The organism is Streptomyces sp. NPDC038135, assembly GCF_055601245.1.
On record NZ_JBVJXS010000002.1, the window covers coordinates 380,098 to 393,769 of the forward strand.

The following is a 13,672-nucleotide window of genomic DNA, read 5'->3' on the forward strand; positions in this document are numbered from 1 at the left end:
GCACCCCGCGGCCGGACGGCTCCTCGTTCAGCCGCGGGGCCCTTCGGCACGCGCCCCGCGCACCGCGTACAGCGCGGCGCCCACCACGAAAGCGGTCAGCGCCGCGGCCCAGGCGCCCGGTTGCGCACCGGGTTGCATCGGCCACGCCCACACCGTGACCGCGCGTCCGCGCGCCCCCGAGGAGGCCAGGTAGACGGCCGTCACATAGCCGAACGCGGGCAGCCAGCTCAGCCGGGCGCCCAGCACGGCGGCCGCCGCGGCCGTGACGCCGGTGCAGCCGAGCGTGTTGCGGACGACCGCGGGCGGCCCGAAGGTCTCCGCGTGCCCCAGCACCGCCAGCGGCAGCAGCACCGCCGCCAGCGCGGTCAGCGCCCCGAGCTGCGCCAGCCGCCGCGGCCACCAGGGCCGTACGGCCGTCCGGTCCAGCTCGTCGGACGCCGAGTACAGGCTGGTGCCGATCACGGCGGCCGCCAGCAGCGGGGCCAGGGCGACCACCGGCACCCGGCGGTAGGGGTCGAGGTAGGCGTCCAGGCTGCCCGCGGCCCACACCGCGAAGGCGGTGGTGCCGGCCAGCGCGAGCAGGGTGAGGGGCAGGGCGCGGGAGCGGGCGTAGAGGAGGGGACCGGTCACAGCGCGGGCACCCCCTTCACGTCACAGGTGCCCGCCGTCGCGAAGTACGCCGACAGCCAGTCCCGGCGCTCCTGCGCGCCCATGGCGGCCAGCGCGGTCCGGGCGGCGAGGCGCTTGCGCAGCCCGGCGCGGTGAGCCGCGTCGCCACGGGCGTCCATGTCGTCGAAGTGCTTCTGCGCCGGGCTGGGGGCGAGATAGGTCTCCACGGCGTCGTCGGCCAGGGACTTCCGCTCCGTGGGGTGCGAGCAGTCGGGGCGCCGCTGCAGGGCCGCCGTCGCCTCCCACGCGAACTGCCGCGGATCGGTGAGCCGGCCCCGTACCACCGACCAGCCGAGCGGTGTGAAAGCCGGCAGCTGCGCCTCGGCGCCGTGCGACTCCTGGTCGCGCGCCTCCCACCGCACCGGCAGGTTCCGCACCCCTTCGAGCCTGCCCGTGATCCCCGACAGGGCCTCGGTGACCTGCGGCAGCATCCCCGCGTACCGGGCGTTCACGCAGACCGCCGGGGTGGTGGAGGTGTCGCACACCTGGCGGTGCGCGAGCGGCGCCTCGCGCCACAGTCCGTCCCCGGTCTGCGTCAGCACCGCCCCCGCCGCGACGGCGGCGGCCAGCGGCAGCAGGGCCGTCACCCGGCGCCGCGCCGCGTACGCCAGCACGGCGGCGAACGCCAGGCCCGCCGTCCATACGGCCATCGACACCGGCTGCCACCACACCGGGACGCCGGTGGTCGTGACGGAGAACGCCGGGTTGAGATGCCGTGCGGAACCCGAGCGGCTCATCGACGCCAGGCCGAGCCCGGCGTACCCCGCGATCGCCAGCAGCGGTGCGGCCAGCCGGGTGGGGACGACGCGGCCCACCACGTGCCCGAGCAGCGCGGCCGCCGCCACCACGACGGTGTCCCCCGGCAGCAGGCCGGGGTGCGGGCGGTCGCCCTGTGCGTACCGCCAGGTGGCGAGCATCGCCAGGCCGGCCGCGGCCAGGTAGCCGGCCGCCGTCCAGAGCGCGACGGGCAGGGCCGAGGCCAGGAAACGGGCGAGCGGCGACCGGACGACCGTCCCCCACAGCTCCTCGGTACGGCGTCGCCGCTCCCGCCCGCCCTGCCAGCAGCCCGCCGCGGCGGCCAGCGGCGCGGCGATCAGGACGGTGATGTGCGTCTGGGCGGCGGTCTCCGCCCAGCCGCCCTGCCAGCGGGCGGCCGAGCCGGCCAGCAGGACGCCGACGGTGAGCAGTACGGCGGCCCCGGCGAAGGGCGCGAACCCGCGCACGGCCTCGGCGCGCAGCGGACGGGGGGCCCGCAGGGCGGGAACCGGTGTTCCGCGGTCGGTCACGAGGCTCATCGCACCGACTCCCTCGTCCGCGCGCCGTCGCGGTGGGCCCGCAGCGCGGCCGTGTAGCCGCGCTCGATCGGGTGGTCGCCCGGCCCGCCCGAGGTCTCGCCCAGCAGCGTGAGCGTGCGCGGGGTGCCGCGGTAGGCGATCCGGCCCCCGTCGAGCAGGGTGACCTCCGTGCAGGCGGCGGCCACGTCCTCCACCAGGTGGGTGGAGACCACCACCGTGGCCGAGGCGCCGAGCTCGCGCAGCAGTTCGCGGAACTCCACGCGCTGCTCGGGGTCGAGACCGGCGGTGGGCTCGTCCAGCAGCAGCACGCCCGGCTCGTTGACGATCGCCTGGGCGATGCCGACCCGGCGGACCATGCCCCCGGAGAGGGTGCGGATCTTCGCGTCGGCGCGGTCCGCGAGGCCGACCCGGGCCACCGCTTCCGCCACGGCGGCCGGGACCCGCGCGGCGGGCATCTCCTTCAGCCAGGCCACGTACCCGACGAACTCCCGCACCGTGAAGCCCGGGTAGTAGCCGAACTCCTGCGGCAGATAGCCGAGGTCCCGCCGGACCGCGGACCGTCCGCGGTGCCCGGCGGTGTCCTGGCCGAGGATCTCCACCCGCCCGGCGGACGGCCGGGCCACGGTGGCCAGAACCCGGATCAGCGAGGTCTTCCCGGCGCCGTTCGGCCCGAGCAGCCCGTGCACACCGGTGCCGAGGTCCAGATCCACGCCGTCCAGCGCGAGATGCTTCCGATGCCGGACCCGCAGGCCGGACACGAGTATGGAACTCAAGAGGTCTCCAGAGATGCTGCCGGTGACGGCCACGGGTGGCGGTGGTCACCGGGGTGGGGTGATCGGACGGTCGTGAGCGCGTACGGCGCCGGGCGGTGCGGCGGGGGCCGCGTGCCGGGCCGGGTGCGGGCCGGCTGAGTCCGCCGGGGCGGCTCGGCTGGTCGCGGGTCCTGTTGCCCGGGTGGTTCGGTTGGTTGCGGGTGGGGCGCCGGTCCGGCTGGCCGGTGGCTTTCGGGACGGCCCGGCGGTCGCGGGCCGTTCCGGTGAGGGCGGCTGTCTGGCCACGGGTCATGCCGGTCGGCGGGGTCGTGGGTCCTGGTGCTCGGGGTGGTTCGGGCGGTCGGGCGGTCGGGGCGCAGGGGCCCGGCTGCGACGGGGCCCCGCGGCCGGGAGCGCTCCCGGCCTGGTGGCCCGGCCGTTCGGCCGGGAACTCCTGCTGCCGCGTGGATCAGGCGGTCGTGGGTGATGCCGTGACGTGCCGGGTGACGCGGCAGGGGCGCGCTTCAGCGGTAAAGCGGTCGGTCGTAGGCCTGGCGGCGGGCGGTGAGGAGGGCGGCGCTCAGGACGGCGGCCGCCGCCCACGCGCCCTGTGCCGCCGCGCCGTCGAAGCAACGCGAGAGCTGCTCGGCCAGGCGCGTGGTGACCTCGCCGCCCGGAGCGCCGGGCACGGGGGCGCCGACGGCGCACAGCCAGCCCCCGGCCGTGACCCCGGACGCCGCCCGGCAGCCGACGAAGGAGGCCAGGGCCAGCGTGCCCAGGGTCAGGGCCAGCCCCGGCAGCAGCCAGGCCGCGGCGGCCGGGGCGCCGGATGCGGGCAGCAGCAGCCCGGTCAGGGTCAGCGGCGGCAGGCTCACCGCGAGCACGGCGGCCGTCCGGGTCAGCGCCAGCCGCAGCCCGCCGGCCGGACTGGCCGCGGCCACCTCGTACAGCGGGTCGGCGTGCGGCCCGTAGGACAGCGCGACCCCGGCCACGGGCACCACCGGCGCTATCGCCAGCAGCAGCGCCCGCGCGCCGGGCACGCCGCCCCCGTACCCCAGGGCCATCGCCGCCACCGCGACGAGCAGCACGGCCGGCAGCCAGGCTCCCCGCACGGCGGGCCCGGCGGCCCAGAGCAGCCGGGCGATCCGGGACAGCGCCGGGGCCGCGGGCGCCACGGAGCGCTCCGCTCCCGCGGGCGCCGCTGCCAGCACCGCTCCGCGGACCTCGTCGAGCACGGCGCCGGCCGCCGTGCCGCGCACCGCCCGCGACACCAGCGCCGCGCAGCCGGGGCAGTCCTCCAGGTGCTTCTCCAGGGACCACGCGTCCGGCTCGGCCAGGGAGCCGTCGGCGTAACGGGCGACGAGGCGGGGTGAGGCGTGCCAGACGTGCGGGTCGCCGTGGGTCATGCCGTGCCTCCCAGCGGGGACGGGTTCAGATGGGCCAGCGCGGACCGCAGCTCCGTACGGGCGCGCCGGGCGCGGGATTTGACGGTGCCCTCGGGTATGCCGAGCAGCCGGGCCGCCTCCCGGGTGCTCAGCCCGTCGACGACGGTCGCGCGCAGCACCTCGCGCAGCTCGGGGGAGATCCGGTCCAGCGCGGCGCCGACGTCCCCGTACTCGAGACCGGCCAGCACCCTGTCCTCGGCGGAGGGCGCGGCGGCCGGCTCGTGGACGCCGTCCGCCGACTCCAGCGGCGCGCCCGCCACCCGCGCGGCCCGCTCCTGCGCCCGCCGCGCGTCGACCAGCCGCCGTGCCGCGATCGTCCACAGCCAGCCACCGGTCTCCTGGCCGCGGTGCCCGGCCGCCGACCGCCACACGGTGACGAACGTGTCCTGCAGCACCTCCCGGACGACCTCCGGATCGGCGCAGCGCCTGCTCAGCCGCGCGTGCACCCAGCCGGCGTGCCGGTCGTACAGATCGGCCATGGCGGCCGCGTCGCCCGCCGCGACGGCCCGCAGCAGCGCCGCGTCCCCGTCCTTCTCCCGCTGGCCCCCCACGGGGCGGAACAGTCTCACACTCCCTCTATCGATCACGCGCCCGGGATCGGTTCACCCGACGCGCACACGCGTGCCCGGGCGGCGGGGCGAGTGGCTTCGGCCTCGCGGGGTAGGCCTGCCCTGACCACCGCTAGCCGCGGCAAGCGACCGAGAGAGAAGGAGGCCCCCGTGGCCGCACCGGCTCATCCCACCATTCCGGCCCAGTGGAAACCCTTGGCGGAGCAGTCCGCCGAGACCGACGACGCGCGGCTGTGCGTCTTCAGCGCGGAGAGCGCCTGCGTGGAGGCTCCGCTGACCAGCGAGCCGCCCCTGCCCGACGCCGAACCCCTGACCAGCGAGCCCCCGCTCGCCGAGGCCGCCCCGCTGACCGGCGAGTCCGACCCGATCCCCGACTTCTTCGGCGCGGGACTGTAGATGACCGCGGCCGCCGACGAGGAGCTGGCCCGGCTCGCCGCACTGCACGGGGTGGACACGTCCTACCGCCCCGCCCCCGACCGCACGGTCGACGTCCCCGCCTCCGCCGTGGTGGCCGCCCTGGCCGCCCTCGGCGTCGAAGCGGGCACCCCGGACGCGGTCCGCGCCGCGCTCGCCGAACGGGAGCGCGAGCTGCGCGAGCGGCTGCTCCCACCGACGGTCGTGCACTGGTCCGGCGACCCGGGCGGCCCGGCCGCCCTCGCCGCGCTGCCTGCCGGCACCCGCCTCACCGTCGAGACCGAACAGGGCGAGACGCGGGACACGGCCGAGGGACTGCCGCTCGGAGCGCACCGGGTGACCGCCGTCGCGCCCGACGGCCGCACCGGGCACGCCCATCTCGTCGTCGCCCCCGACCGTTTGCCGACCCCGGCCACCCGCTCCTACGGCCTGCTCGTCCAGCTGTACTCGCTGCTCTCCCGGCGCTCCTGGGGCATGGGCGACCTCGGTGACCTCGCCGAGCTGGCCGGCTGGGCCGGACGCACCGCCGGTGCCGGGTTCGTGCAGGTCAACCCGCTGCACGCGGCCGTGCCCGGCGCTCCGACCGACCCCTCGCCGTACCGGCCCTCCTCCCGCCGCTTCCCCGACCCGGTGCATCTGCGCGTCGAGCTGATCGACGAGTTCGCCCAGGTCGAGGACCAGGACCGGGTCCGCGACCTGCTGGACCGCGCCGCGCGGCTGCGCGCCGACGTCCTCGACAAGGGCGCCCTCATCGACCGGGACGCGGTGTGGGAGCTGAAGCGCGAGGCGCTGGAACTGGTCCTCGCCGTGCCCCTCGGACCGGGACGGCAGGCCGCCTACGACGCCTTCCGTACCGAGGAGGGGCAGGCCCTGGAGGACCACGCCACCTGGTACGCGCTCGCCGAGGCGCACGGCTCCGACTGGCACCTGTGGCCCGCGGGCCTGCGCGACCCGCGCTCCGACGAGACCGCTCACGCCCGCGCCGAGCTCGCCGACCGGGTCGACTTCCACTCCCGCCTGGCCTGGCTCACCGACGGCCAGCTCCGCGCCGCGCAGCGCACCGCGCTGGAGGCCGGCATGACCGTCGGGATCATCCACGACCTCGCCGTCGGCGTGCACCCCCAGGGCGCGGACGCCTGGGCGCAGCAGGACCACTTCGCCGCCGGGATGTCGGTCGGCGCCCCGCCCGACGCCTTCAACGCCCACGGTCAGGACTGGGGGCTGCCGCCCTGGCGGCCCGACCGGCTGGCCGCCTCCGGCCACGCCCCCTACCGCCACCTGCTGCGCGCCCTGTTCCGCTACACCGGCGCCCTGCGCATCGACCACGTGATGGGCCTGTTCCGGCTGTGGTGGGTGCCGCAGGGCCGCCCGCCCACCGAGGGCACCTACGTCCGCCACGACGCCGAGGCCATGCTCGCCCTGCTCGCCCTGGAGGCCTTCCGGGCCGGGGCGGTGGTGATCGGCGAGGACCTGGGGACCGTGGAGCCCGGGGTGCGCGAGCGGCTGCAGCGGCGCGGGGTGCTCGGCACCTCCGTGCTCTGGTTCGAACGGGACTGGGAGGGCGACGGCCGCCCGCTGCCCCCGGAGCGGTGGCGCGCGGACTGCCTGGCCACCGCCACCACCCACGACCTGCCGCCCACCGCCGCCCGGCTCACCGGCGACCACGTCGGTCTGCGCGACCGCCTGGGCCTGCTCACCCGCTCCGCCGCCGAGGAGAGCGCCGAGGCGGCCGCGGACACGGCGGAGTGGCTCGCCCTGCTGGGGAGCCTCGGCCTGCTGGACAGCCCGGCGGCCGGGCCGCCCGGCAGCGACGAGGAGGCGGAGATCCAGGGCGTCCACCGCTTCCTGCTGCGCACCCCGGCCCGGCTGGTCGGCGTCTGGCTCCCGGACGGCGTCGGCGACCGCCGCCCGCAGAACCTGCCCGGCACCTGGGACGAGTACCCGAACTGGCGGCTGCCCGTCGCCGACTCGGACGGCCGCCCGGTGACGCTGGAGGAGCTGGCGGCCTCGCCCCGGCTGCGGGCGCTGCTGGACGTGCTCAGGCAGGGGGTGGGGCGGTGAGGGCCGCGTAGGGGACCCCGCGCGCGCGTCCGTTCGGGTGGTTCGCTAACTTGAGAGTGTGGACAAGAAGAACGCCCTGCGCGCCGGCGCCCTGGCCGCCGGTACGACGCTGATGATGCTGCTCATGTCGTCCCCCGCGCTCGCGCTGACCCGCGACGACGGTGACGACCCCGGCCCCGGCCTGAGCGTCATCCAGACGCTGGGCCTCTATGTGCTCCTGCCCATCGCCCTGTTCGTGGTCATCGCGGGTCTGGTCATGGTGCTGGACAAGTCCCACGCCAAGAAGGACCGCACGACGTCCAACATCAACGTGAAGGGCGAGGCGAAGGCCTGACCGGCCTCCCCGTCCCGCCGAGGGCGCCGCTCTCCCCCCGGTACGCGCACACCGCCGTACCCGGGTGAGGCCGGCGCCCTCGGCGTTTCCGGGCACGCCGGCGGCGGCCCGCCCGCCTACCGCGTCCCGGAGAGCAGCTCCCGCAGCAGGCCGGCCAGTTGGCCGGCCTGTTCGTCGTCCAGGTGGGCCAAGGCCTCCGTCTGGACGGCGAGCCCCGCGCCGACCGCCCGGTCGATGACGTCCAGCCCCTTCTCGGTCAGGGTCACCTGGAGCCCGCGGCGGTCGTGGGGGTCGGGGGAGCGGCGCAGCAGCCCGGCCCGCTCCAGTTTGTCGAGGCGGCCGGTCATGCCGCCGGTGGTGAGCATCAGGGTCGCCGAGAGCTGCCGCGGGGACAGGGTGTACGGCTCGCCGGAGCGGCGCAGGGTGGCCAGCACGTCGAACTCGCCGCGGGAGACGCCGAAGGGCTCGTAGGCCTTCTCCATGCGGTCGCCCATGGCGCGGGAGAGGCGGTGGATGCGCCCGAAGACCTCCATCGCCCGGGTGTCGAGGTCGGGGCGGACGGCCGCCCACTGGTCGATGATCGCGTCGACGGGGTCGTGGGGCTGCTGCCGGCCTGCGTTCATGTGCCGAGTATCGCCGCAGGGCACAGTCGTCGGCAAGAAAGTAGCTTGACGATAAGTAGCTTGCAGCTAAGCTACTTATCACTTGCTGAAACCCGCGAAAGGGCCCGTGATGAAGCGCCCCACGACCGTCCTGCTCACCGCCCTCGCCCCCGTCTCCTGGGGCACCACCTACGCCGTCACCACCGAGTTCCTGCCGCCGGACCGCCCCCTGTTCATGGCTCTCGTCCGGGCTCTGCCCGCCGGGCTGCTGCTGCTCGCCCTCACCCGGGTGCGGCCGCGCGGCATCTGGTGGGCCAAGGCGGCCGCGCTGGGCGCGCTGAACATCGGCGCCTTCTTCCCGCTGCTGTTCGTGTCGGCGTACCGGCTGCCCGGCGGGATGGCCGCCGTGGTCGGCTCGGTCGGGCCGCTGTTCGTGGTCGGCCTGTCGGCACTGCTGCTGCGGGAGCGGCCGACCGCCCGCACCCTGGTCACGGGAGCCGTGGCCGCGCTCGGCGTCAGCCTCGTCGTGCTCAAGGGCGCCGGCGCCCTGGACGCGGCCGGGGTGCTCGCCGCCGTCGCCGCCACCGCCTCGATGGCCGCGGGGACCGTGCTGACCCGGCGCTGGGGCCGGCCCGAGGGCGTCGGACCGCTCGCCCTCACCGGCTGGCAGCTCACCGCCGGCGGCCTGCTCATCGCGCCGGTCGCCCTGCTGGCCGAGGGCGCCCCGCCCGCGCTCGACGGCCGCGCGGTCGGCGGCTACCTCTACCTGGCGCTGGCGAACACGGCGGTCGCCTACTGGCTCTGGTTCCGCGGCATCGGCCGGCTCGGCGCCACCCGGGCCGGCTTCCTCGGCCCGCTCTCCCCGCTGACCGCCGCCGTGACCGGCTGGGCGGCCCTGGGGCAGGCGCTCACCCCCGTGCAGACGCTCGGCATGGCCCTGGCGTTCGCGGCGACGGCGGCCGGGCAGCTCGGGAGCGCAGCGGTCTACGGACGCCGCACCTCGTACAGGAAGCACCCGTACTCCACCGCCCGCACGTGCACCAGCGCCACCTCCGGGTCGGCGAAGGCCTCCGCGAACGCCGGTCCGAAGCCGTCCGGGTCCGCGACGAGGCGGCCCCCGAGGATGCGGCCGTCGGCGGAGTAGCGGCGCAGCGTGCGGTGGGCGCCGGTGAAGGGGAGCGCGTCGCCGTCCTCGGGCCCGGCGCAGTCCCCGGCGTGCACGAAGACCGGCCCCTGCTCGTCGTAGGCCCCCGGGTCGGCGCCCGTCGCGGCCGCCCAGCGGCGCAGGGGCGCGTACGACACCAGGGCGACGCGCTCGCCCGGCGCGCTGCGGCGCAGGCAGCAGCGCAGCGGTGCGCCGCCCTCCGTGTCCTCGAAGGCGGTCATGGGGCGGCCCGCGTCGTCCGAGACGCGCAGCTCCGCTAGGCCCTGTCGTCAAATTCCCGTCTGCCCTGCGACGCCATGCACGCACTCTCGCCGCACCGGGCCCAGACCCGGGTACATCCAGTACGAGGGCCAGGGCCCGGCACGCCGAGAGCACGCACCTGACGCCGCAGGGCCCGCCCTCCGGGCGGACGACGGGAATTTGACGACACGACCTAGGACCGCGGCCGGCAGGGGCCGTGCGGTGTAGGTCGTCATACGGCCAGCGTGGCCCGCCGGGCGTACCGCGCACCGGCGGAATCCGGACGTCGAACCCGCCGCCCGCGGACGCCGGCCCGGAAAAGGGCGCCCGGTGCCGGACCGGGCGCCCTCGTGGCCGTTCGGCGTTACGCGGTGGCCGCGTCCGCCGCCTGGGCCCTCAGCGCGCGCTCGACGCCCGAGCGGGACTCCGAGACCAGCCGGCGCAGGGCCGCGCCGGGCTCCGCCGAGGCCAGCCAGGCGTCCGTCCTGGCCAGCGTGTCCTCGGAGATCTGCACCCCCGGGTACAGGCCGATCGCGATCTGCTGGGCCATCTCGTGCGAACGGGCGTTCCAGACGTCCTTGAGGACCTCGAAGTACCGCTCCGTGTACGGCGCCAGCAGCTCCCGCTGGTCGGTCTGCACGAAGCCGCCGATCACGGCCTCCTGCACGGCGTTCGGCAGCTTGTCGGAGTCGATGACCGACGCCCACGCCTCCGCCTTGGCCTCCGGCGTCGGACGGGCCGCCCGGGCGGTGGCCGCGTGCCGCTCACCGGCCGCGGTCCGGTCCCGCTCGTACTCCGCCGCGATCTCCGCCTCGTCGAAGCGGCCGACCGCCGCGAGCCGCTCCACGAACGCCCAGCGCAGCTCCGTGTCGACGACCAGGCCCTCGATGGTCTGCGAGCCGTCGAGCAGCGCGTCCAGCAGGTCGAGCTGCTCCGGCGTGCGGGCCGTCGCCGCGAACGCCCGGGCCCAGGCGAGCTGGTGGTCGCTGCCGGGGCCGGCCGAGCGCAGGTGGGCCAGCGTGGCGTCGGTCCAGCGGGCCAGCAGGGTCTCCCGGGCGGCCGGGTCGGCGTACAGCTCGATCGCCAGCTTCACCTGGCGCTGCAGCGACTGCACGACACCGATGTCGGACTCCTTGCCGATGCCGGACAGCACCAGCGACAGGTAGTCCCGGGTGGCCAGCTCGGCGTCGCGGGTCATGTCCCAGGCCGAGGCCCAGCACAGGGCGCGCGGCAGGGAGGCCTCGAAGTCGCCGAGGTGCTCGGTGACGGTCCGCAGCGACTCCTCGTCCAGCCGGACCTTCGCGTACGACAGGTCGTCGTCGTTGAGCAGCACGACGGCCGGCCGGCGCCGGCCCGCGAGCTGCGGCACGGCCGTCAGCTCGCCGTCGACGTCCAGCTCGATCCGGTCGGTGCGCACCAGCTTGCCGCCGCCGTCCAGCTCGTACACGCCGATCGCGATGCGGTGCGGGCGCAGCACCGGCTCGCCCTTGGCGCCGGCGGGCAGCGCCGGGGCCTCCTGGCGGACGGCGAAGGAGGTGATGACGCCGTCCGCGTCCGTCTCGACCTCCGGGCGCAGCACGTTGATGCCGGCCGTCTCCAGCCACTGCTTCGACCAGGTCTTCAGGTCGCGTCCGGAGGTCTCCTCCAGGGCGCCCAGCAGGTCGGACAGGCGCGTGTTGCCGTACGCGTGCCGCTTGAAGTAGGCCTGCACGCCCTTGAAGAACTCGTCCTCGCCGACGTACGCGACGAGCTGCTTGAGCACGCTCGCGCCCTTGGCGTACGTGATGCCGTCGAAGTTGACGAGCACGTCGTCCAGGTCGCGGATGTCGGCCATGATCGGGTGCGTGGACGGGAGCTGGTCCTGCCGGTACGCCCAGGTCTTCATGGAGTTCGCGAACGTCGTCCACGCCTGCGGCCAGCGGGAGCCGGGCGCGGCGGCCTGGCAGGCGATGGAGGTGTAGGTGGCGAACGACTCGTTCAGCCACAGGTCGTTCCACCACTCCATGGTGACCAGGTCGCCGAACCACATGTGGGCCAGCTCGTGCAGGATGGTCTCGGCGCGCGTCTCGTACGCCGCGTCGGTCACCTTGGACCGGAAGACGTACTGGTCGCGGATGGTGACCGCGCCCGCGTTCTCCATCGCGCCGGCGTTGAACTCGGGCACGAAGAGCTGGTCGTACTTCTTGAACGGGTACGCCAGCCCGAACTTCTCCTGGAACCAGTCGAAGCCCTGCCGGGTGACCTCGAAGATGGCGTCCGAGTCCAGGAACTCGGCCAGCGAGGGACGGCAGTAGATGCCGAGCGGCACGCTCTGCCCGTCCCGCTCGTACACGCTGTGCACCGAGTGGTATGGGCCGACGACCAGCGCCGTGATGTACGACGAGATGCGGGGCGTCGGCTCGAAGACCCAGACGTTCTCCTGCGGCTCCGGCGTCGGCGAGTTGGAGATGACCGTCCAGCCCTCGGGGGCCTTCACGGTGAACTGGAAGGTCGCCTTCAGGTCGGGCTGCTCGAACGAGGCGAAGACGCGGCGGGCGTCCGGCACCTCGAACTGGGTGTAGAGGTACGCCTGCTCGTCGACCGGGTCCACGAAGCGGTGCAGGCCCTCACCGGTGTTGGTGTAGGCGCAGTCGGCGACGACACGCAGGATGTTGCGCCCGTCCAGCAGCTCGGGCAGCGCGATCCGCGAGTCGGCGAACACCTCGGCGGGGTCGAGCGAGTCCCCGTTCAGCGTCACCTCGTGGACGGCCGGGGCCACCAGGTCGATGAAGGACGTGGCGCCTCTTTCGGCCACGTCGAAGCGCACCGTGGTCACGGACCGGTAGGTGCCGCCCTCCTGCGCGCCGGAGAGGTCGAGATCGATCTCGTACGAGTCAACGGTGAGCAGCTTCGCCCGCTGCCGCGCCTCTTCGCGAGTCAGGTTTGTGCCAGGCACGCGGTCATCTCCTCGTTATGTGTGGGTTGCGCCATCCTTCCATGGCGGCCACGGGGAAAGCGATGAGCCCGGGCACGCGAAAGGGGCGGTCACGCGCACGTGACCGCCCCCTGTGCGACGGGCGCCTACTTCTCGGACAGCTCGGCCGCCACCAGCTCCGCGATCTGGACGGCGTTCAGCGCGGCGCCCTTGCGGAGGTTGTCGTTGGAGACGAACAGCGCCAGGCCGTTGTCCACCGTCTCGTCGCGGCGGACGCGGCCGACGAACGAGGGGTCCTGGCCGGCCGCCTCGAGCGGGGTCGGGATGTCGGAGAGGGCCACGCCCGGGGCGCCCGCGAGCAGCTCGGTCGCCCGCTCCGGGCTCAGCGGCCGGGCGAAACGGGCGTTGACCTGGAGGGAGTGACCGGAGAAGACCGGGACGCGCACACAGGTGCCGGAGACCTTCAGGGCCGGGATCTCCAGGATCTTGCGGGACTCGTTGCGCAGCTTCTGCTCCTCGTCGGTCTCGCCCAGACCGTCGTCGACGATGGAGCCGGCCAGCGGGAGCACGTTGAAGGCGATGGGGCGCTTGTAGACCTGCGGCTCGGGGAAGTCGACCGCCGCGCCGTCGTGGGTCAGCTTGTCGGCCTCGGCGGCCACCTTCTGCACCTGCCCGTGCAGCTCGGCCACGCCCGCCAGGCCGGAGCCGGACACCGCCTGGTAGGTGGCGACGACCAGCGCCTCCAGGCCGGCCTCCTCGTGCAGCGGCTTCAGGACCGGCATCGCGGCCATGGTGGTGCAGTTCGGGTTGGCGATGATGCCCTTGGGCCGGTCGGCGATGGCGTGCGGGTTCACCTCGGCGACCACCAGGGGCACCTCGGGGTCGCGGCGCCAGGCCGAGGAGTTGTCGATCACCACGGCGCCCTGGGAGGCGACCTTCTCGGCCAGCGCCCTGGAGGTCGCGCCGCCCGCGGAGAAGAGCACGATGTCCAGGCCGGAGTAGTCGGCGGCCGCCGCGTCCTCCACCGTCACGCCGTCCAGCACGGTCCCGGCCGAACGGGCCGAGGCGAACAGGCGCAGCTCGGTGACCGGGAAGTTCCGCTCCGCGAGGATCCTGCGCATGACCGTGCCGACCTGACCGGTGGCTCCGACGATTCCGACCCTCACGGCGACTCCCTCTGTGTGTGTTGCTGCTTGCCTTCGCATGACCGGG

General features: G+C 75.3%; 12 protein-coding genes and 1 pseudogene. 4 read left to right on the top strand and 9 right to left on the bottom strand.

The features are described 5' to 3' along the window. Positions 1-27: 27 nt before the first annotated feature. The 5 genes from ACZ7JA_RS06030 to ACZ7JA_RS06050 all read right to left on the bottom strand — a co-directional run bounded on the left by ACZ7JA_RS06030 (position 28) and on the right by ACZ7JA_RS06050 (position 4,712). A complete protein-coding gene (locus tag ACZ7JA_RS06030; RefSeq protein WP_351659191.1) occupies positions 28-630 on the bottom strand; it encodes a hypothetical protein in 603 nt (200 codons plus the stop codon). Then, positions 627-1,964 carry a hypothetical protein gene (locus ACZ7JA_RS06035; RefSeq protein ID WP_470807385.1) on the bottom strand — a complete coding sequence of 446 codons (1,338 nt, stop codon included), beginning with the start codon at positions 1,962-1,964 and terminating at the stop codon, positions 627-629. The genes ACZ7JA_RS06030 and ACZ7JA_RS06035 overlap by 4 nt, the downstream gene beginning before the upstream one ends. Then, on the bottom strand, positions 1,961-2,722 hold the full coding sequence (locus ACZ7JA_RS06040) for an ATP-binding cassette domain-containing protein (RefSeq protein WP_389447053.1): 762 nt from the start codon (positions 2,720-2,722) through the stop codon (positions 1,961-1,963). The genes ACZ7JA_RS06035 and ACZ7JA_RS06040 overlap by 4 nt, the downstream gene beginning before the upstream one ends. 518 nt (positions 2,723-3,240) lie before the next feature. Next, positions 3,241-4,122: a zf-HC2 domain-containing protein gene (locus tag ACZ7JA_RS06045; RefSeq protein WP_470807389.1), complete on the bottom strand. Its 882-nt coding sequence runs from the start codon at positions 4,120-4,122 to the stop codon at positions 3,241-3,243. Next, positions 4,119-4,712 (bottom strand): RNA polymerase sigma factor, encoded by a 594-nt coding sequence (locus ACZ7JA_RS06050; protein ID WP_470807392.1) that lies wholly within the window; start codon positions 4,710-4,712, stop codon positions 4,119-4,121. The genes ACZ7JA_RS06045 and ACZ7JA_RS06050 overlap by 4 nt, the downstream gene beginning before the upstream one ends. Before the next feature lie 168 nt (positions 4,713-4,880). Here ACZ7JA_RS06050 and ACZ7JA_RS06055 point away from each other — a divergent pair, with 168 nt between their 5' ends. The 3 genes from ACZ7JA_RS06055 to ACZ7JA_RS06065 are packed head-to-tail and all read left to right on the top strand — an operon-like array spanning position 4,881 to position 7,539. After that, positions 4,881-5,126, top strand: a complete 246-nt coding sequence (locus tag ACZ7JA_RS06055) for a hypothetical protein (RefSeq protein WP_351659201.1) — start codon at positions 4,881-4,883, stop codon at positions 5,124-5,126. Continuing rightward, positions 5,127-7,205, top strand: coding sequence for a 4-alpha-glucanotransferase (gene malQ, locus ACZ7JA_RS06060; protein ID WP_470807400.1), 2,079 nt, complete (start codon positions 5,127-5,129; stop codon positions 7,203-7,205). A 58-nt stretch (positions 7,206-7,263) separates the two neighbouring features. Further along, complete coding sequence (locus ACZ7JA_RS06065; protein ID WP_351659207.1) at positions 7,264-7,539, top strand: hypothetical protein; 276 nt, start codon at positions 7,264-7,266, stop codon at positions 7,537-7,539. Positions 7,540-7,655: 116 nt separating this feature from the next. On the opposite strand, the gene ACZ7JA_RS06070 is transcribed toward ACZ7JA_RS06065, so the two are convergent. Continuing rightward, complete coding sequence (locus ACZ7JA_RS06070) at positions 7,656-8,162, bottom strand: MarR family winged helix-turn-helix transcriptional regulator (protein ID WP_351659210.1); 507 nt, start codon at positions 8,160-8,162, stop codon at positions 7,656-7,658. Positions 8,163-8,271: 109 nt separating this feature from the next. Between ACZ7JA_RS06070 and ACZ7JA_RS06075 the strand changes: the two genes are divergently transcribed. Then, complete coding sequence (locus tag ACZ7JA_RS06075; protein ID WP_470807405.1) at positions 8,272-9,285, top strand: EamA family transporter; 1,014 nt, start codon at positions 8,272-8,274, stop codon at positions 9,283-9,285. On the opposite strand, the pseudogene ACZ7JA_RS06080 reads toward ACZ7JA_RS06075, so the two are convergent. The 3 genes and pseudogenes from ACZ7JA_RS06080 to ACZ7JA_RS06090 all read right to left on the bottom strand — a co-directional run. Then, positions 9,192-9,527: pseudogene (locus ACZ7JA_RS06080) on the bottom strand (DUF1203 domain-containing protein); the annotation flags it as partial. The gene ACZ7JA_RS06075 and the pseudogene ACZ7JA_RS06080 sit on opposite strands and share 94 nt — an antisense overlap. A gap of 383 nt (positions 9,528-9,910) precedes the next feature. Continuing rightward, a complete protein-coding gene (gene pepN, locus ACZ7JA_RS06085) occupies positions 9,911-12,481 on the bottom strand; it encodes an aminopeptidase N (RefSeq protein ID WP_470807407.1) in 2,571 nt (856 codons plus the stop codon). A gap of 125 nt (positions 12,482-12,606) precedes the next feature. Next, a complete protein-coding gene (locus tag ACZ7JA_RS06090; protein WP_351659219.1) occupies positions 12,607-13,626 on the bottom strand; it encodes an aspartate-semialdehyde dehydrogenase in 1,020 nt (339 codons plus the stop codon). Between the last annotated feature and the right edge of the window lie 46 nt (positions 13,627-13,672).

What these genes read in the sequence shown, in the direction of transcription:
- malQ (WP_470807400.1), top strand. Translation starts at nt 5,127, where the DNA reads ATGACCGCGGCCGCCGACGAGGAGCTGGCCCGGCTCGCCGCACTGCAC.
- ACZ7JA_RS06045 (WP_470807389.1), bottom strand. Translation starts at nt 4,122, where the DNA reads ATGACCCACGGCGACCCGCACGTCTGGCACGCCTCACCCCGCCTCGTC.
- ACZ7JA_RS06075 (WP_470807405.1), top strand. Translation starts at nt 8,272, where the DNA reads ATGAAGCGCCCCACGACCGTCCTGCTCACCGCCCTCGCCCCCGTCTCC.
- ACZ7JA_RS06035 (WP_470807385.1), bottom strand. Translation starts at nt 1,964, where the DNA reads ATGAGCCTCGTGACCGACCGCGGAACACCGGTTCCCGCCCTGCGGGCC.
- ACZ7JA_RS06070 (WP_351659210.1), bottom strand. Translation starts at nt 8,162, where the DNA reads ATGAACGCAGGCCGGCAGCAGCCCCACGACCCCGTCGACGCGATCATC.